Source organism: Bacillus sp. T2.9-1 (assembly GCF_950097965.1).
Classification (GTDB): Bacteria; Bacillota; Bacilli; order Bacillales; family Cytobacillaceae; genus Niallia; species Niallia hominis.
This window is the reverse complement of record NZ_CATNHG010000141.1, coordinates 112,978-131,460: the sequence shown is the minus strand read 5'-3', so window position 1 is coordinate 131,460 and position 18,483 is coordinate 112,978. Positions and strand designations below refer to the sequence as shown.

16 protein-coding genes are annotated in these 18,483 nt (G+C 36.5%); 6 read left to right on the top strand and 10 right to left on the bottom strand.

Annotated elements, in window-relative coordinates; translation table 11 throughout:
- Nucleotides 1-12 precede the first annotated feature (12 nt).
- Nucleotides 13-840, bottom strand: a complete 828-nt coding sequence (speE, locus tag QQZ16_RS21275; RefSeq protein ID WP_031538968.1) for a spermidine synthase — start codon at nucleotides 838-840, stop codon at nucleotides 13-15.
- A 387-nt stretch (nucleotides 841-1,227) separates the two neighbouring features.
- Between speE and QQZ16_RS21270 the strand changes: the two genes are divergently transcribed.
- On the top strand, nucleotides 1,228-3,291 hold the full coding sequence (locus QQZ16_RS21270) for a transglycosylase domain-containing protein (protein ID WP_284561755.1): 2,064 nt from the start codon (nucleotides 1,228-1,230) through the stop codon (nucleotides 3,289-3,291).
- Between the two features lie 306 nt (nucleotides 3,292-3,597).
- On the opposite strand, the gene QQZ16_RS21265 is transcribed toward QQZ16_RS21270, so the two are convergent.
- The 3 genes from QQZ16_RS21265 to QQZ16_RS21255 all read right to left on the bottom strand — a co-directional run bounded on the left by QQZ16_RS21265 (nucleotide 3,598) and on the right by QQZ16_RS21255 (nucleotide 7,212).
- Nucleotides 3,598-5,526 (bottom strand): endonuclease MutS2, encoded by a 1,929-nt coding sequence (locus QQZ16_RS21265; protein ID WP_235252624.1) that lies wholly within the window; start codon nucleotides 5,524-5,526, stop codon nucleotides 3,598-3,600.
- Between the two features lie 424 nt (nucleotides 5,527-5,950).
- Entirely contained in the window at nucleotides 5,951-6,460 is a 510-nt protein-coding gene (locus tag QQZ16_RS21260; RefSeq protein ID WP_031540075.1) for a YwhD family protein, read from the bottom strand.
- Between the two features lie 113 nt (nucleotides 6,461-6,573).
- Entirely contained in the window at nucleotides 6,574-7,212 is a 639-nt protein-coding gene (locus QQZ16_RS21255; protein WP_031540076.1) for a site-2 protease family protein, read from the bottom strand.
- Between the two features lie 224 nt (nucleotides 7,213-7,436).
- Between QQZ16_RS21255 and QQZ16_RS21250 the strand changes: the two genes are divergently transcribed.
- Nucleotides 7,437-7,622: a 2-hydroxymuconate tautomerase gene (locus tag QQZ16_RS21250; RefSeq protein WP_031540077.1), complete on the top strand. Its 186-nt coding sequence runs from the start codon at nucleotides 7,437-7,439 to the stop codon at nucleotides 7,620-7,622.
- A gap of 66 nt (nucleotides 7,623-7,688) precedes the next feature.
- Here QQZ16_RS21250 and QQZ16_RS21245 read toward each other — a convergent pair whose 3' ends face one another.
- The 3 genes from QQZ16_RS21245 to QQZ16_RS21235 form a co-directional block, all read right to left on the bottom strand.
- On the bottom strand, nucleotides 7,689-8,195 hold the full coding sequence (locus QQZ16_RS21245; RefSeq protein ID WP_235252625.1) for a YwgA family protein: 507 nt from the start codon (nucleotides 8,193-8,195) through the stop codon (nucleotides 7,689-7,691).
- Nucleotides 8,196-8,236: 41 nt separating this feature from the next.
- A complete protein-coding gene (locus tag QQZ16_RS21240; RefSeq protein WP_031540079.1) occupies nucleotides 8,237-9,538 on the bottom strand; it encodes an HD domain-containing protein in 1,302 nt (433 codons plus the stop codon).
- A 231-nt stretch (nucleotides 9,539-9,769) separates the two neighbouring features.
- Nucleotides 9,770-9,994 (bottom strand): DUF1450 domain-containing protein, encoded by a 225-nt coding sequence (locus tag QQZ16_RS21235; protein ID WP_031540080.1) that lies wholly within the window; start codon nucleotides 9,992-9,994, stop codon nucleotides 9,770-9,772.
- Between the two features lie 285 nt (nucleotides 9,995-10,279).
- On the opposite strand from QQZ16_RS21235, the gene QQZ16_RS21230 reads away from it, so the two are divergent.
- Nucleotides 10,280-11,614 carry an MFS transporter gene (locus tag QQZ16_RS21230; protein ID WP_235252626.1) on the top strand — a complete coding sequence of 445 codons (1,335 nt, stop codon included), beginning with the start codon at nucleotides 10,280-10,282 and terminating at the stop codon, nucleotides 11,612-11,614.
- 460 nt (nucleotides 11,615-12,074) lie between these two features.
- Complete coding sequence (locus QQZ16_RS21225; RefSeq protein ID WP_235252839.1) at nucleotides 12,075-12,914, top strand: RsfA family transcriptional regulator; 840 nt, start codon at nucleotides 12,075-12,077, stop codon at nucleotides 12,912-12,914.
- Nucleotides 12,915-13,656: 742 nt separating this feature from the next.
- Here the strand turns inward: QQZ16_RS21225 and QQZ16_RS21220 are convergent.
- The 3 genes from QQZ16_RS21220 to pta form a co-directional block, all read right to left on the bottom strand.
- Complete coding sequence (locus QQZ16_RS21220) at nucleotides 13,657-14,502, bottom strand: lipoate--protein ligase family protein (RefSeq protein ID WP_031540340.1); 846 nt, start codon at nucleotides 14,500-14,502, stop codon at nucleotides 13,657-13,659.
- Nucleotides 14,503-14,976: 474 nt separating this feature from the next.
- Nucleotides 14,977-15,219, bottom strand: a complete 243-nt coding sequence (locus tag QQZ16_RS21215) for a hypothetical protein (RefSeq protein WP_031540341.1) — start codon at nucleotides 15,217-15,219, stop codon at nucleotides 14,977-14,979.
- Between the two features lie 232 nt (nucleotides 15,220-15,451).
- Nucleotides 15,452-16,429 (bottom strand): phosphate acetyltransferase, encoded by a 978-nt coding sequence (gene pta, locus QQZ16_RS21210; RefSeq protein WP_031540156.1) that lies wholly within the window; start codon nucleotides 16,427-16,429, stop codon nucleotides 15,452-15,454.
- Between the two features lie 346 nt (nucleotides 16,430-16,775).
- Between pta and hemQ the strand changes: the two genes are divergently transcribed.
- A complete protein-coding gene (gene hemQ, locus QQZ16_RS21205) occupies nucleotides 16,776-17,531 on the top strand; it encodes a hydrogen peroxide-dependent heme synthase (protein WP_031540155.1) in 756 nt (251 codons plus the stop codon).
- A gap of 395 nt (nucleotides 17,532-17,926) precedes the next feature.
- Nucleotides 17,927-18,394, top strand: coding sequence for a spore coat protein GerQ (gene gerQ / locus QQZ16_RS21200; RefSeq protein WP_235252528.1), 468 nt, complete (start codon nucleotides 17,927-17,929; stop codon nucleotides 18,392-18,394).
- The last annotated feature ends 89 nt before the right edge of the window (nucleotides 18,395-18,483 follow it).

The following is an 18,483-nucleotide window of genomic DNA, read 5'->3' as shown; positions in this document are numbered from 1 at the left end:
AGCTGCTGTCCCCTACTCACAAAGATCCTGAACGAATTTTGGCAAAATGAAGGCTGCTTTGTGTAGTTCTTTTGTATAATATTTTGTTTCTATAGAATGGAAACGACTCTCTGGTACCTGTAATGGATCATATTTCTTGGAACCAATCGTGAACGCCCACATGCCACTTGGATATGTTGGAATATTGGCGATATATAATCTGGTTATTGGAAAATTTTCTTTTACATCTCTTTGTACAGAACGAATTAAATCTCCTTTAAACCATGGGTTGTCGCTTTGAGCAACGAAAAGACCATCATCCTTTAATGCTTTCGCTATCCCTGCATAGAAACCTTTTGTAAAGAGGTTAACAGCTGGCCCTACTGGTTCGGTGGAATCGACCATAATCACATCATATTCCTTCTCACTTTTGGCAATATGCATAAATCCATCGCCTACTTGGACATCTACGCGCGGGTCATCCAACTTCCCTGCTATTTCTGGTAAAAACTTCTTACTATATTCAATTACTTTACCATCAATATCAACAAGCGTCGCCTTTTTGACACTTGGATGTTTTAAAACTTCTCGAATGACACCGCCATCACCGCCACCAACAACGAGAACTTTCTCAGGGTTTGGATGTGTAAATAACGGAATATGGGCTACCATTTCATGATAAACAAATTCATCTTTAACAGATGTCATTACCATATCATCTAATAGCAGCATATTCCCCCACTCTTCTGTTTCTACCATATCTAGCTTTTGAAACGGTGTCTGTTCTGTATGTAATGTACGTTTGATTTTCATCGTGATACCAAAATGATCTGTCTGCTTCTCCGTAAACCAAATTCCCATTTTTCATATCCTCCATTCATTTGATTGGTTAAAGTACTTATAATCTAGAAGATTCATTGTCTTTTGTGATTCATTCCAATTATGGCCCATACTGCTTTTTCACAGGAGTCAATAACCTCTGCTCCAACCAACTAAAGACTAGTAAGGCATACCTTTAAAAAACACTTTTTATGAAAACAACCTTCTTTTTATACTTCCCAATCAAACAAATAACAAACACGAAAAAAGTATAGTGGATATTTACAAAAATGCAAAGAAATTTTTTTATATTCCATGATAAAAATGTTTAAAACACCAATCTTTACCACATACTAGTGCTATCTATTTATTGATTCGTGGAAAACGATAAAAAAAGAAGGAAGATCAACCTAAGGAGGTGTCATGCACTTGGAGGTCATTGTAAATAAATTAAAGAACTCTGGTAAGTATTTACGCTTATTCATCATATTAGGGCTCCTTTTCATGATAACCGCAAGCATCATTTTTATTGGTATATATGTATATGCTCGTACATTAGGACCTCCTCCTCTAGCCGTTTCTCAATCTACCATTTATTACTCAGATAACGGCAGTATTATTGGAGAAACCAGTAATGGGCAAAAAAGATATTGGGTGTCCATTGATGATATTAGTCCCTATTTAGTGGATGCTACTGTTTCTATTGAAGATAAGAATTTTTATTCCCATCATGGTTTTGATTATAAACGGATTGGTGGAGCAATTTTAGCTGATATTAAGGCAATGGCAAAGGTACAAGGGGCAAGCACGATTACTCAGCAATACGCCCGAAACTTATTTTTAGAGCATGAAAAGACATGGACGCGAAAAATTGCGGAAGCTTTTTACACCCTCCGTCTAGAAATATTTTATACAAAGGATGAAATTCTTGAAGGATATCTAAATACAATCTACTATGGCCATGGAGCTTATGGAGCAGAGGCAGCAAGTCAATATTACTTTGGAAAAGAAGCATCAGAGCTTACGTTAGCTGAAGCAACCATGCTTGCTGGAATACCAAAGGGACCAAGTCTTTATTCCCCTTTTGCATCAATGGAAAATGCGAAGAAAAGACAAGGTATCATCCTAAATTCTTTAATTGAAAATGACTATATAACAGTAGAGGATAAAACAATCGCTTTTAATGAAGAGCTCTCTCTCGTAGGAAAGTTTCCAAATGCTAGTATGGAAACAGCTCCTTATTTTCAAGATGCCGTTAAAAACATTCTTAAAAACCAGCTTCACTTGGATGACAAAACGATCGAATTAGGTGGCTTAAGGGTGTATACAACCTTGAATACGGAACAGCAAAAAATTGCAGAGGAAACAATTAGCCACACGATAGATAAGGATAGCGATATACAAATAGGCTTTGTTGCCATGGATCCATCTACTGGGTTTGTTAAAGCAATGGTTGGTGGCAGAGATTATGAACAAAGCCCTTTTAATAGAGCCATTCAAGCGACTCGTCAACCTGGCTCTACGATAAAGCCTTTATTATATTATGCAGCACTTGAACACGGCTTTACTCCTGTTACGATGATGAGCAGCGAGAAAACAACCTTCCGTTTTGATGATGGAAGGGATCCGTATACTCCGCATAATTTTAATAATAAATATGCAGATGGCAATATAACAATGGCCCAAGCGCTAGCGGTTTCCGATAATGTTTATGCGGTTAAAACCCATCTATTTTTAGGTCAAGATACATTAGTAAAAACAGGAGAAAAATTCGGACTTACAACCGATTTACAGGAGGTACCGTCTCTCGCTCTTGGAACATCCAATGTTCGCGTAATCGATATGACAAATGCTTATAGTATGTTTGCAAACGGAGGAAATAGTGTTTCTCCAGTTTTCATTACAAAAATCGAGACAAATGACGGGCAGATACTTTATGAACAGAAGGCGAAGAAGGAAAAGGTTTTAGACACGGACTTAACGTTCGTGATGAACCAAATGATGACAGGCATGTTTGATCCTAATCTGAATGGCTATGCATCTGTAACAGGAAGTACTGTTAAAAATGAGATAACAAGAATTTATGCCGGCAAATCTGGTTCTACTGAATCAGACAGCTGGATGATTGGTTATACCCCACAACTAGTGTCAGCTGTTTGGACTGGTTATGATCAAGGGGAACCAATTACGTTAACTGCTGATAAAACCTATGCCAAAAAAGTGTGGGTGCAATTTATGGAACAAAGCTTAAAAGAGGAACCAATCAAGGGCTTTATTCCTACAAAAGGTACTGTTGGAGTGTACATCGATCCTAAGAGCGGAAAACTTGCAACAGATGCCTGTGAAACAAAAAGAATGATGTATTTTACAAAAGAAACTGTTCCAACAGAATATTGCGCTGATTTACCAAAAGACGATTCTAGTGATAAACCAGCAAACAATGAAAAAACAAAAGAAAAAGTGCCATGGTATAAACGGATTCTGCCTTGGTAGGAAGAAAGTTTGAAAAAGCATACTACCACCTATTTTGGTGGAGTATGCTTTTTTGTTCAGATTAATAATATAGTGAGACTTCTCAGTATTACCTTTGCGGGATTTTTCTTGCTTTGATGGGCTTAGATGTGACTTCTCTGTTACCTCGCTTTGCTGTTTCTAGGTTTGGCGGGCTTAGAGACGGCTCCTCTGTTACCCCGTTTTCCCTTTTCTCGCTTCGGCAGGCATAGACTTACCTTCTCTATCATCTCTACAGTCTTCTTTTTGCCAAAACTGCCTTTCAGACAATTTAACTCAATCTCCCTCTTATTCCTCCTCCAGCCATACGTCTTCCACATATTTTCTTTTTTGCTGTTTGCTTATTTTTCGATATTCTTTTGATTTAAAAAGAATATCAAAATCATAATCTTCCGGATAGAGCTCTGTTCCTTTTATATATAGCTTTAATCGTTTTTGGTTAACTGTTCTTTTTTCCTGGCGAACCTGTACTACATATCTTCCTTGTGCATCTGGCCCTTTGTAAACAATTCCCATCTCCTTGGTCTCTGTAAGAATTACATTATCTCCTTGTTCAAAAATCGGCTCCTGAGAAAGAGGGATATCAACCGTTTTCTTCCCCAATGTATTTCGAGCGTATTTATTAACAACGATTTGCTGTTTATAATCCGCATCGTCTAACCGTTGTTCCTGTTGAAAATTCCGATGTGTTTTATAGGTTATTTCATGGGCCTTTTCAATAAGTTTAGGGTGTAAACCTAGTTTGCTTGCAATTTCAAATGCTTGGCTTCTTCCGCTTTGCCCCAATAATAGCTTATACGTCGGTCGCAGAGTATCGATATCAAATTCCATCGTTCCATTTAAAAAACCTTCTGTTTGATCTGCAAATTCTTTCATTTCACTATAATGAGTTGTGGCAAATAATGTTGCCCCTTTTTGATAAAGCTGTTCCAAAATAACAATCGCCAGTGCCATCCCTTCTCCAGGATCTGTACCTGATCCCAGCTCATCAAGTAATACAAGAGAGCGATCATTGGTCGTTCTTAAAATATCAATAATATTCACTAGTCTGGAACTAAACGTACTTAAATTTTGTTCAATGCTTTGTCCGTCGCCAATATCCACAAATATATGCTGAAAGACCGCTATTTTACTGCCTTCTTTTGCAGGAATAAGTAAACCTGACTGAGCCATCATTGTCAATAAACCAATCGTTTTCAATGTTACCGTTTTTCCCCCTGTATTCGGACCGGTTATTACTAATGCCCGATGCTCTTCTCCAAATGAGATGGTTAAAGGAACAGCCTTCTCACCAAGCATTGGATGGCGGGCTTCTTTTAAATGAATCGTATAGTCTTCTGTTAAAACAGGTGACTTTGCTTCAATGGATCTGCTATATTTTGCTTTCGCAAATAAAACATCATAATAATGCATTGTTTCGATGGCTAATTGAATTGCCTTTTCCTCGCCTAAAAGTCTTTCCGTTAATTCATATAAAATCCGCTCAACCTCATACTCTTCTGAAAGTTTCAATGTTTCGATTTCTGCTTGCATATCTGCTAATTCGAGTGGTTCGATAAAAAGTGTTGCTCCTGATGCTGAGGTATCCAATACACTACCTTGGATTTTCGTACGATATTCTCTTTTTACGGATAGAGTTAGATGACCACTACGTTCTGATACTATTTTATCTTGCAGATAGCCTGCATATTTTTTGGATTTCACAAGTTGATTTGCTTTTTCTTTTACTCTGTCTGTTAAGATAGACAGCTGTCTTCTTAAATATGCTAAGTCACTGGAGGCATAGTCATCGACATTCCCGTGTCTAATGCATCTCGCTATTTCTTCTGTAAGCTCTCGAACATCAGGGATGGATTGAACGTAAAGAGAGACATTCGGCGCGACATATTCTTTATCACGCATAAACTGCTTTAGCTTTGTACAATGCTCTAAAAAGGAAATGATAAACGGGAATTGATCTGCTCGAATATAGATTCCTTTCTTCGCCTGATTAAGATAAAGGGACATTTCATCTAGTGTATGAATGGGCACACTGCTTGATATTTCTAATATTTTCATGGCCTCTTCTATTTCTTTTAACGATTGTTCCATTCTTCTTATATCCTGCATTGGGCGAATTTTCTGGATTGTTTCTTTCGCTAAATTAGTTTTCGCAAAAGTTTCTATTTCCTCTAAAATCCTATGAAATCCTAGTACTTCAAATGTCTGCTGATTCATTTTTATAACCTCCTGTTTTCTTTAAATAAATGACTTTTTTCGTAAAGTTTGTTGGCGATCGACCACAGCCAAATAAAAAAAGCCAGCATGAACAAACGCTCACTGGCTTTTTTCAGGGGTAGACCTATCCGCTTTAAGCGGCATGAGGAAATCCTTCGCAATAAAGTAAAAAAGCTATGACAAATATGCCATAGCCTATACCATCTATTGCTTGCTATGAGGCTTATTCTTAACCTTCCTTGAAATTTGCATGCTAAATAAACCGGTATAAGTCCGATTTTTTAACAAAATTCAAGGCCGTATAAAATTAACGGTTAGTTAAGAACACTCACACTCATAAAACAATCTCCTTAAAAGGGCTTTTTATTTTTACTCCCTTTTAGTTTATCCATTTTTCTTTTCCATTGTCAACATTTTCAAAAAATTAATCTGCTAAATCCTTTTTCAATTGGTCTAAAGAATTATCCCATAGTTGCTGATCATGTTTTTTTAAGAAATCAGCAAGCACCTTTTTGGACTTATCATCCATATGATCGACCATAATATGTCTTTTCATACTTTTATCCATCTTGTTCACATGTTCTGGAAGTGACTTATACCCTCTGCGAATGGAACGGTCTACTGTCATTTCACACGCTGTCACCCCAGCATAATAAGGTCCTTCTTGCTTGCGGTCAATCGTTACCCACACTAGCCAATAAGGCTTACCATTTGGAACTTCTTCTTTCGTTTTCAAAAATTTGATACCACGCTCTACTGCACTTCTTGCGTGCATTGCACCGATATCGACGATTGCTTCTCCTTCTTCCACATCAATAATAACAGGAGAGACATTTTCTAAACTAAGACTGCCAATTCCAAAGCCTTTATGCCCATCGGTCGGGTCATTTTTAATAATATTAAAACCTATTGTCTTTTTCTTTTTTCCTTCCACTTTTCATACTCCTCCTGCAAATTTATTAGCTGCTATGTTTTCGTTCTCCTTTTGAGGTCAATAAATTCTGGTGTATAAAAAACGTCTCTTTTTCATTCTGTGAAAAAGAGCGATTAAAATAATAATTGATTAAACAGATTGAGAAAAAAGATTCGTACAAACTCAATCCATGGGAATATCGTATAGCTCGATAATCCTGTAACAATTAATACAATAAATAAAATAGAACCATATACCTCATATTTTGACATTTGCGCTCTCACTCGAGAGGAAACCAAATCTTCAATAATTCGGTAACCATCAAGTGGTGGTAGAGGGATTAAATTAAATGCAAAGAGTAATAAATTCATATAAATAAAAATTTGAAAAAACGGATATAAATCAAAGTTGCTTCCTATAGGTACATTTAACTTTATTAAGATTGCAATAATGATAAAGCCAAGAAAAGCTAGTATTAAGTTACTAAAAGGCCCTGCTAATGATACCAATACTCCAGCTAGCTTAGGTCGTTTAAAGTAATGACGATTAACCGGTACTGGTTTCGCCCATCCAAATCCTGCGAGCAAAATAAAAATTGCACCAATTAGGTCAATATGAACGATGGGATTTAACGTCAGCCTTCCTTGCTTTTGAGCTGTTGGATCGCCAAATTTATAGGCTACAAATGCATGTGCAAATTCATGGATGGTAAAACCTATTACAATAGAAATAACAATATAAGGCAAATCCGCCAAATTTTGTGAAAATAACAAATGATTAGCTCCCCTCTATACTGAGTTCAATGGAAAACGTCTCTTTTCTCTCTATGTTTCCTTTTAAAATTATACATGATTATAAATTGGAAAGGAAAATATTCTTTCTCCTATGAAAAAATCAAGTGAATTAGCCTATATTTTACCTACCATTTTAAGTAGAGACTTGCACTTTTCCAAAAAATATGAAAAACTACAATCAAAAACCAAGGAGGATTTTAACCATGCCCTATGTAACTGTAAAGATGCTAGAAGGTAGAACAGAGGATCAAAAAAGAAATCTAGTAGAGAAAGTAACAGAAGCAGTAGTGGAGACGACAGGTGCATCAAAAGAAAAAGTTGTTGTCTTTATTGAGGAAATGCCAACAAACCATTATGCGGTAGCTGGCAAACGCCTGAGTGATCAATAATAACTATCATCTTAAAAAAGGCCGTCAAAAAGCAATGAAATAATTTGCTTTCGACGGCCTTTTTATTTATTGAATCGTTTTTTCTTTTAAACTGTCAATATATGCGTAAGCTATCTCAATTTCTTCTTCTGTATATTTTTGCTTTGCTTTTAAAGTAAAAACTTTTTCCTTTACCTCTTCCTTCGATAAAGTATCGAAAAATAGAACAGTGGAAACAAGCTCAAGAAATCTTGAGTTTTGGCCATTCATATCTTCTAGACAAGGAGATAAGTTTGGCATCTCTACTTCATTAAGGGTAAGAAATTCTTTACCATTATCTGTGAGTGTATAGCGATATTGGAAATATCCGCCTTTTTTTTCTTTTACTTCATTTAAAAATCCCATATTACATAATTCTTCTACTCGCAAGGTTAGCTCTTCTGAATAAGGACCGAAAAAGTGAAATTGATATTTTTCATGAAAAGGAAAATCAAGCTTTTTCGCAATATATATCATTTTTTGTAGCTTTTTTCTTCCAATAATTTCGCCCGATGCAGCAATTGCTTTCATTACTTTGGCATGATCTTTTAACAAATTGGGTCATCTCCTACTCCATTTAATCCTAAAACACGCATCTATTGAATATCTAACAATTGACGGATTTGTTTTTTGACTTTCCCTTTGGAACTGTCATCCTTCAGAATATCCTTTGGAAAATACAGCTTATGATCTGTTCTTCTTTTTCCAGAAATACTATCGACTATTTCTGATTCTCTGGAAAGCTCTCTGATTTCTCCATTTTTCATCAAGAGATGGATCGGTAACCGCTCTTCTTCCTCACCTGGCCTGTAAAAGTCATAGGGAAGATCGGAAGAGGAATCCACAACCAAATAATACTCTGGATCTAATCCTGCTTTTTGAAATAAACCAGATAGTTCCTGAAGTTTTTTATACTCTTTAGCTGGATCAAACTCTACATATTTAAAAAGATTTCGATTCATAAACCTGCGGCAAAGATCCTTTAAAATGACATCATCTTCCTCTTGCCACATTTGGAAATAATAGAGAATAATAGCTTCATCCAATTTCAAATAGTCTTCTAAAGATGTCTCTTCTTCAAAGAGTGAGTAAAAATGAATTGGGTGATATTTAAAGGGGTAGAACTGCTCGTGTAAGTATTTTGCTCTATGTAGAATTTTTGTAAGAATTACTTCCGCACTTCTTGTTACTGGGTGAAAATATACCTGCCAGTACATTTGATAGCGGCTCATAATATAATCTTCTACTGCGTGCATTCCACTTTTCTTAATAACAGCCTGATCTTCACGGGGACGCATCACACGCAAAATTCGCTCCATATCGAAATTCCCGTAGCTAACCCCTGTAAAATAGGCATCCCTTAGTAAATAATCCATGCGATCTGCGTCAATTTGACTGGAGATTAAACTGACTACTAGTTTTTCTTTCGAGGTCTTTGCAATTACTTCGGCAACCTTTTTTGGAAAATCCTTTTCCACTTTTGTTAAAACTTTATTTACTTCTGTCTTGCCAAGAATAATCCTACGCGTAAATTCTTCATGATCAAGATCAAACACTTTTTCAAATGAATGAGAAAAAGGTCCGTGTCCTAAATCATGCAAGAGGGCAGCACATAAAGAAAGCAATCTTTGGTTATTATTCCACTCTTCTCTGCCTTCAAAGACATCATCGATTATTCTTCTAACAATTTCATATACTCCTAGAGAGTGGTTAAATCTACTATGTTCCGCACCATGAAAGGTAAGATAAGTCGTGCCCAACTGTTTAATTCTTCGCAGGCGCTGAAACTCTTTTGTTCCTATTAAATCCCATATTACTCGATCGCGCACATGTATATAGCGATGGACTGGATCTTTAAATACTTTTTCTTCGTTTAGCTTATCCGTCGAATATGGCATCTTTCTTCACTCTCTTTCGTTCTATTGACTATTTTTTATTTATTCTAGTAATTTAGAGTACACTCCATATTCTAAAGATAGAAAAAGAGGGTTCCGTTTAAGCATTTTAAAAAGGGAAAAATAATCTTTTTCTCCATAAAATAACTATCTAGTGGAAACTCCTCTGGTTTTACAAGGCTATGTTCGTAAAGTTTGTTGCTATCGAAAGTTAAAATAATAGACAGGTTTCTATTATTTTTTTAACTTCGCATTGATTTTATCCATTAACTCTTCTTCTGTTAATGCAGCTAGTGGACGATTATTGACAAAAGCAAATGTTTTTTTGCGACCAGGTCCGCAATAGGATTGACAGCCTATATCTATTTTTGCCTCTGGATCTATTTGCTTTAAACGTGGTACTAACGTTTTTAAATTCACTGCCTGACAATCGTCGCAAACACGAAATTCGTTTGCCATTTGGACAACCCTTTCTATAAATGCTCAAAAAAAGTGATCGACAATCAAATCGACAACATTCTCACTCATTACTATATGGTATTTTACCCCTTCTGAACTTGCAATGCAAGATGCAAAAGATTGTAAAAAAGTGACGAATTATTAACAAAACTGCACGGTTACGCTTTGTATCTCTTGACTATTAGATCTTATTTTTTTATTCGAAAATTAAAACCACTTCCCCTCTCTATATTATTTAGGAAATATACGTTATAATTTTCTCTTGAAATATAGGGAGGTTTTGAAATGAATAAAAGTAGAATATTAGTAATGTGTAGCATTGTTCTTGCTATGCTGATTGCCTCTATTGATACGACCATAATGAACACAACCATGCCTATTATTGCAGAGGAGCTTGGCGGTACGGAATTATATGCCTGGTCTTTTGCTGCTTATATGATAGCAAGTACCATTCTTTCGCCAATTGCCGGAAGACTTTCTGATCTTTTTGGGAGAAAGAAGCTGTTTGCTTTTGGCATTATTGTCTTTTTAATTGGTTCTCTCTTATGCGGAATCGCAGCAACTATGCCTCAGCTAGTCATTTTTAGAGCGTTGCAAGGAATGGGTGCTGGATTCATGATGCCATTTCCTGCAATCATTGCTGGAGATCTTTTTTCTATTGAAAAAAGAGGAAAAATCCAGGCGTTGTTTACTGGCATGTGGGCATTATCTGCTGTATTGGCCCCTACACTCGGTTCTCTTTTTGTAGAATTTTTAAGTTGGAGATGGATTTTTTATATTAATTTACCAGTTTGTATTATTGCCCTACTTACGTTGATTCCATATAAAGAAGTCTATCAGCCTAAAAAGGCACAGGTAGATTATATTGGCGCAGCACTATTTGGAAGCGGAATAACTTGTGTATTACTAGTTACCGTGCTAGAAAGTTATCTTTTTATTTTTGCTATAGTTGGTATTCTTCTATTAATCACATTTTATTTTTTCGAAAAAAGACAAGCTTCACCAATTGTTCCACTATCCATTTTTAGGAGTAAAACCATCACCTGGATTTTTCTTAACGGATTTGTAGGAACATTAGCTTTGTTTGGAACATCAAGCTATATTCCTTTATTCCTGCAAAATCAGGCAGGGCTCTCTGTTTTATGGAGCGGTGTTTCTCTCCTTGGTATGTCGATTGGATGGATGGCTATGTCGGTTCCAGCTGGTAAATGGATATTAAAATATGGCTATCGCATTCTATTAATAATCGGAAATACGTTGCTTTTGCTTTCAGGAATTTTATTAGTATTATTAAATGAGTCAAATGGGTTCTGGTATGTTTTTATCTTAATGATTATTCAGGGACTAGCATTTGGCTTGCTAAGCACTGTTGGTGTTATCGGCTCTCAAGCATTAGTTGGAAACCATGAAAAAGGAATTTCCACCTCTTTCTTTATGTTCTGCAGAAACATGGGAACCGCGATTGGTGTTACTATTATGGGCTCCTTATTAAATAGTGGCTCCACCTTTATGGAGGGTATTCACCATCTCTTCCTCTTTGGATTTATTGTAAGTATATTTGCCTTTATTTCTGCCTTCTTCATTCAAAATGAAGGAGCCTTAGTTGAGAAGCGAGCGTAAATATTTTATTCAAAACAATTGGCTTGATGGGTTGGCCACTGAAAAAGTGAATTACCTGGTGAATCGGTAGTTACCAAACCATTCTAACTTAGTGTAGGCTTTTGTTTTCCGAGGCTTACCGCACGACTCACCGGGGCGAGCGCCGAGCCGCTTCACAGCTCACGCTCCTGCAGGGTCTCGGACTTTCTCGCATCTCCCGTAGGAGTCGAGCGGACACCTCTCCAAACCAACTTATTATTTGCTTTCAAATAAATAAAACCTCATTTAATTTGGAGAACTAGACTTTTTCAGTGCCCTCCTTGATGGCCGACTGTTTTTTTATCCTCTTTATTTGTATTTTTCCTAAACTATAAAAAAATCTACTATCCTTGTATTTCTTTTGTATAAACAAATACTTTTCTGGAAATGATGAAACTAGAAATATTTATTTATCGTGATTAAGTTGGGAGTTGGGTTAGAAATGAAAGTTAGACAAGACGCATGGTCTGAAGAAAATGATCTTTTATTAGCAGAAACGGTTTTAAGACATGTTAGAGAAGGAAGCACACAGCTAAACGCCTTTGAAGAAGTTGGGGATAAATTAAATAGAACGTCAGCAGCATGTGGATTCCGCTGGAACGCAGTCGTTCGCCATCAATATGAAAAGGCACTTCAGCTTGCCAAAAAGCAACGTAAGCAACGACAACGAATTTTAGGAAAAGATCAAGGTGGAAAGAAGAAACTATTATATTCACCACCAGTACCAACAGTGGATGATCTCGAAGCTCTTACTGCTAGCACAAGCTTAGAAATGGGCTCGATGGACGTGGATATGGATGCTATGGATACATTATTTGCAACAGAAACATTAGATACAAATGTTACTAGTCAACAAGAAGAAGAGCTTGTAAACTATCAATCAGAAGAGGAAACAGAGGAAGAAGTACAGCAAATTCCAGTATACGAAACAAAAAAAGCGCCTGCCTATCCAGCAGGAAACCATAGCCAAGCTGGTACACTAAATTTTGACACTGTTCTTTCCTACTTACAAAATTTCCGCAATGCCCCTATACAGCTAGAAATCTTAAAAAGCGAGAATGAGCGTTTAAAAAGAGAAATGGACACAATTAGAAGCCGGAACAAAGAATTAGAAGAAAAACTACATCAAATCGAAAATAACTCAGAAACAATGCAAGAAGATTACGAAACACTCATGAAAATCATGAACAGAGCCCGAAAACTAGTAGTACTAGAAGAAGACGAGCGCCCAACCAAATTTAAAATGGACAGAAACGGAAACCTCGAAAAAGTCGCAGAGTAAATAAAAAGCGGAGGCGCCTTGCTTATCAGCGTTCAAACTGGAGGGCTTCGACTGAGATAAAGGAAACACGACGAACGCTAGTGAGTCGATGTTGACTTATCGTAGGGAGGAGACTGAAGTTTGCTAGCTGATAGGCGCCAGAGCTGGATTGATCATAAAGCGGAATGGGACCGTTTAGCGGCGTGTGGGGTGGAGCAGCATTTCCTGAGATAAAGGAAACACGGTGAACGCTAGTGAACCGATGTTGACTTATCGTAGGGAAATGGTGAGAAGCCCATCAGCCGTTGGTCCCTTGGAGCTGGATTGATTAAAAAGCGGAGGCGCCTTGCTTATCAGCGTTCAAACTGGAGGGCTTCGACTGAGATAAAGGAAACACGACGAACGCTAGTGAGTCGATGTTGACTTATCGTAGGGAGGAGACTGAAGTTTGCTAGCTGATAGGCGCCAGAGCTGGATTGATCATAAAGCGGAATGGGACCGTTTAGCGGCGTGTGGGGTGGAGCAGCATTTCCTGAGATAAAGGAAACACGGTGAACGCTAGTGAACCGATGTTGACTTATCGTAGGGAGGAGACTGAAGTTTGCTAGCTGATAGGCGCCAGAGCTGGATTGATCATAAAGCGGAATGGGACTGGGTAAAAAAGAGAGAAATAGGAGATGGCAACACAAATTCTCGATTATAAATAGAGGATAAGGAAAGGGATATTTTCACTAAAATTCCCTTCCTTATCCTCTTTTTGATTTTATCGAAATGCCTGCATGATTTTCTCGTTTCTTTCCACAACTCGATTATAATAGGATTCAAATAGCGGTAGTTCCTCTTCCTGTAATTGATCTGCAAATAAAAACTCGGCATGATCTTTTAAAGCGAGTAGCAATTTAGTCATCACTTGATCGACTGTTAAAGACACTCCTAACAATTCTGCTAAAGATGCCATTACTTCAGGATTTATTTCTGGATATTCAAACTTTGTCGTTTCTCCTTGTAGACCAGAAGAATAGAATTGTTTGATGATGTCCGCTCTTTCCTGCCCACTTCCATTTACGCAAAGATAAATTTGAACAGCTACTCCGCTTCTTAAGCGTCTCTGTGAAATTCCCGCAAACTTTTTGCCATCTATGCTTAAATCATAGCTTCCTGGACAATAGGAACCCACAATTTCCTTTGCTTCCATGCATTTGCCATAATCCTGAAACATATATTGAATCAATTCGAACATCGTTTCATAGCCACTGTTAATATCAATTCGTTTCTCCTGCTCTGGAAGAATAAGAGATATGTTTAGCACGTCTTTATCTAAAACAACAGCTAAACCACCTGAATTACGAACAATATATTGGTAGCCCTGTTCTTTTAAAAAAGCTAACGCATCTTTTAAATGAGGTAGCCTCGTATCCTGTATCCCTAATACAATCGTCCGATCATGTACCCAAGTTCTTGCTGTAGCAGGTACTATCCCGCTTCCAACAGAAGAACATAAAGTATCATCCATTCCAAATGAATGCAGTGCTGATACATGTAAACCTGTTGTGGACTGATCGATGATTCTCCATTTATCCTGTTTTAACAAACTAGTATTGCCGACCATCACTTAGCTCCTTTTTGTTTAAACAACCATCTATTCTCTTTTTTAAAGATATAGTCTTATTATTCATTCACAATGATTTATTATAACGAAATTAGAGCTATTTCAAAAGATATCTTCTCGTTTTTGTTGGTAATTTTCATATTATTTTTTTAAAAGAAGGCTCTGTTATTATTTATTTTCTTGTAATATGAAAAAAATAGGCGGAGAATTTCCGGCTAATGTATATAGAGCGAGCATAATCAGCAGATATAAGCGGAGATATTCCGAATAACTGCTCTAAATAAGACAAAATTCAAAGATTTGGATACGATAAACGAAAAAATGTCCCTTATTTTTAAGGAAGTATGGATATTTCCCCATTTAAACGGAATTTTTCCGTTTATTTTCAAAAAAACAGTATAAACAAATTCAGTTATAAATAAACCTAGAAGAAAAATCTTCACTCCAATAGTAAAAAAATTGATAGACTTTCATTTAGTTTGGCCCAGGGGTTACCCAAACTTTGTATATAAAAACATTGTCTAATACCTTTTTTTCGGTATGTACAACAAAATGAGGAACGGATCCTAAGAAAAAAGAAAGAGCATAAGCTATTTTATAATCAAGAGTTATATATCCATCAATAGTTCTTCCATAAATCTCATTAGCTATTGAATCTGCCCACACTTCTGATTCCCATAATGTTTCAAAAACAACGTCTTCCCTTTTCCATCTTATTTCCATAAATCTTATAACTCCCTTCCTTAATTTCCTTATGATTCTCTATTTATGGGTAATGTTTATTTTAAATAATATCAGCTTTTTAAAGCATAGTTGCTACTCTTTATTAATTATTCCTTTTTAAAATTTTATAATGATCCTTCTGCATAAGTGGGATAAGGGGAGGGATAAATAGCGAAACTCAAAAAAGACGCCTCCCTAACTTTAAGGAGACGCCCTTCTTAAAAAATTACTTCGTTAAGCTTTGACCTGCTGTAATTAGAGCTAATTTATAAACATCTTCTTCGTTACATCCACGAGAAAGGTCGTTTACAGGAGCATTTAGTCCTTGAAGAATTGGTCCAACTGCTTCAAAGTTACCTAGTCTCTGTGCAATTTTATAGCCAATATTTCCAGCTTCTAAGCTTGGGAATACAAATACATTTGCATCCCCTTGTATTGGAGAATCTGGAGCTTTTTGTTTTGCTACAGACGGAACAAATGCAGCATCAAATTGGAATTCACCATCAATAACTAATAATGGATCTCTTAATTTAGCCTCCGCTAAAGCACCTTCTACTTTTTCTGTTTCTGGTGATTTTGCAGATCCTTTTGTAGAGAAGCTTAACATCGCAACACGTGGATCAATGTCAAACATTCTTGCTGTCTTTGCACTTTCCACAGCAATTTCCGCAAGGTCTTGGCTATCTGGAGTAATATTGATTGCACAATCAGCAAATACGTATTTCTCGTCTTCGCGAACCATGATGAATACACCAGAAGTCTTTTTCACGCCTTGTTTTGTTTTAATGATTTGTAAAGCTGGACGAACAGTATCAGCTGTTGAATGAATCGCGCCACTTACTAAACCATCTGCTTGGTTAGCATATACAAGCATTGTTCCAAAATAGTTTTCATCTAATAGGATTTTACGAGCATCTTCTTCTGTTACTTTTCCTTTACGTCTTTCTACAAAAGAAGCAACAAGTGCATCGAACTGAGCATATTTCTTTGGATCATAAATTTCAGCGTTTTCTAAAGAAACACCTAGATTGTTTGCTTTAGCTTGAACTTCTTCTATGTCACCAATTAAAACAGGAATTAAAATTTTATCTTCTGCTAAACGACCAGCAGCTTTTAAAATTCTTTCATCTAATGCTTCTGGGAAAACAATCTTCACGTTTTGACCAGTTACTTTTTCTTTTAAACTTGTAAATAAATCACTCATTAAATTTCTTCCTCCTTTTTATGTACACTTATTAGGATACTCTACCATGGTAAAAATTCAAGGAATATTCCTTACTTTTTTCTAATTTTATCCCCCAAAAACACGATTAGTTCACGTTCCTCATACATATGAGATAAAAGTAAATATGGATGAAATGCTCCCTTTATACAATCTGATATTTCCCTATAATTATCTTCCTTATACTTTATTGTGCTATTTCAAACTTCTTTTTATATCAGTCACAATTTGTTCACAATTTACTCAAGGTTTATTCCGTTTGTATCTGGAGAAACTATGATATAGTTAAAATCATATAAACGTTATTAAATAAGGAGTGAACATATAAATGAGTGAAGCGGCAAAAACATTAGATGGCTGGTATTGTCTTCATGACTTCCGAACTGTAGATTGGACAACCTGGAAAATGTTACCTGATGAAGAGAGACAAGCAGCAATCAACGAATTTCAAGGACTCTTGGAAAAATGGAACGTTGTTCAGGAAAATACTAGCGGCAGCCATGCCCTATATACAATCGTTGGACAAAAAGCAGACTTTATGATGATGATTCTGCGCCCAACTATGGAAGAATTACAGCAACTAGAAACAGAATTCAACAAAACAAAGCTAGCTGAATTTACAATTCCAGCTCATTCCTATGTGTCTGTTGTAGAATTAAGCAATTATCTACCATCGGATTCTGATAAAGACCCGTATGAAAATCCATATGTGAAAGCAAGATTATACCCTATCCTTCCGACATCCAATTATGTATGCTTCTATCCAATGGATAAGCGTCGTCAAGGGGAAGACAACTGGTATATGCTTCCGATGGAAAATCGTAAAGACTTAATGCGTAGCCATGGGATGATTGGTAGACAATATGCTGGGAAAGTAAAACAGATTATTACGGGATCTGTTGGCTTTGATGATTATGAGTGGGGAGTAACATTATTTTCTGATGATGTTCTTCAATTCAAAAAACTAGTATATGAAATGCGTTTTGATGAAGTGAGCGCTCGCTATGGTGAATTCGGCTCTTTCTTTGTAGGAACCATTCTTAAACAAGAGGCAATAACAGACTATCTACATGTAAATGAATAAATGGGAGTAGTTCTCTAAAAGAATTTAACTTTGTATAGTTTTTAATCTATGACGGAGCAAAACTTTTAGAGAACGCTCCTTTTTTAACGCATATAGCTTTCTTAAACCTACATTCTATATATCATATACCTTAAGCAATTGTTAGAATTCATATTGCTTGAAGCCTCTTAAAGGCAATATACGTTCCTCACCTAGTCCTTCTTAATAACCTCTTCTATTTAAATTGCAACTCCTTGTCATAACTTATTCTGTTTCCTCATAGGATGAAATAGTGAGCGATGACCTATGAATGAATTAACATTCACCGTCTACTTCTAATTTCTACATTTTATGGTCAACTTCGATGCTTGGAAGTATGTTGTGAAGATTGGATAAAAGACAATGGAGGGATGAAAATGAGTCAATCTAATTATGGAAACTATGGTTATCCGCAGGGCTACGGGAATTTCCCCGGACAAATTCCTACCTACGGGAATCAGCAAATGTATCAGCCACAAGCACCGATTCAGCAAGGAGTACCTACACCTACTCCTGCACCTACACCAAGTGCAACACCTACTACCTTGCCAGGACAGCTGCCAATTGAAGCGTCTTATATTGAGAATATTTTACGCCTTAACAAAGGGAAGATAGCAACTGTATATACAACATTTGAAAACAACAGAGAATGGAATGCAAAAATCTTTAAAGGCATTATTGAAGCTGCAGGGCGAGATCATCTTATCTTAAGCGATCCACAAACAGGAACTCGCTATTTAATTCCAATGGTATATGTGGATTACGTTACATTTGACGAAGAAATTGAGTATGAATATCCGTATGGCGTTGCAGCACCAAATCTAACTACATATCCGCCTAGATAAGTCAAAAGCGCCTATGTTATTAAAATATTATTAGTGCATCACTTATATAGTGGTGTACTTTTTTGTTTTACAATACTTTCAGCTTATAA

Coding starts and splice junctions, on each gene's coding strand:
- speE (WP_031538968.1), bottom strand. CDS start 840: ATGGGAATTTGGTTTACGGAGAAGCAGACAGATCATTTTGGTATCACG.
- QQZ16_RS21265 (WP_235252624.1), bottom strand. CDS start 5,526: ATGAATCAGCAGACATTTGAAGTACTAGGATTTCATAGGATTTTAGAG.
- QQZ16_RS21250 (WP_031540077.1), top strand. CDS start 7,437: ATGCCCTATGTAACTGTAAAGATGCTAGAAGGTAGAACAGAGGATCAA.
- QQZ16_RS21240 (WP_031540079.1), bottom strand. CDS start 9,538: ATGCCATATTCGACGGATAAGCTAAACGAAGAAAAAGTATTTAAAGAT.
- QQZ16_RS21235 (WP_031540080.1), bottom strand. CDS start 9,994: ATGGCAAACGAATTTCGTGTTTGCGACGATTGTCAGGCAGTGAATTTA.
- QQZ16_RS21230 (WP_235252626.1), top strand. CDS start 10,280: ATGAATAAAAGTAGAATATTAGTAATGTGTAGCATTGTTCTTGCTATG.
- QQZ16_RS21225 (WP_235252839.1), top strand. CDS start 12,075: ATGAAAGTTAGACAAGACGCATGGTCTGAAGAAAATGATCTTTTATTA.
- QQZ16_RS21220 (WP_031540340.1), bottom strand. CDS start 14,502: ATGGTCGGCAATACTAGTTTGTTAAAACAGGATAAATGGAGAATCATC.
- pta (WP_031540156.1), bottom strand. CDS start 16,429: ATGAGTGATTTATTTACAAGTTTAAAAGAAAAAGTAACTGGTCAAAAC.
- hemQ (WP_031540155.1), top strand. CDS start 16,776: ATGAGTGAAGCGGCAAAAACATTAGATGGCTGGTATTGTCTTCATGAC.
- gerQ (WP_235252528.1), top strand. CDS start 17,927: ATGAGTCAATCTAATTATGGAAACTATGGTTATCCGCAGGGCTACGGG.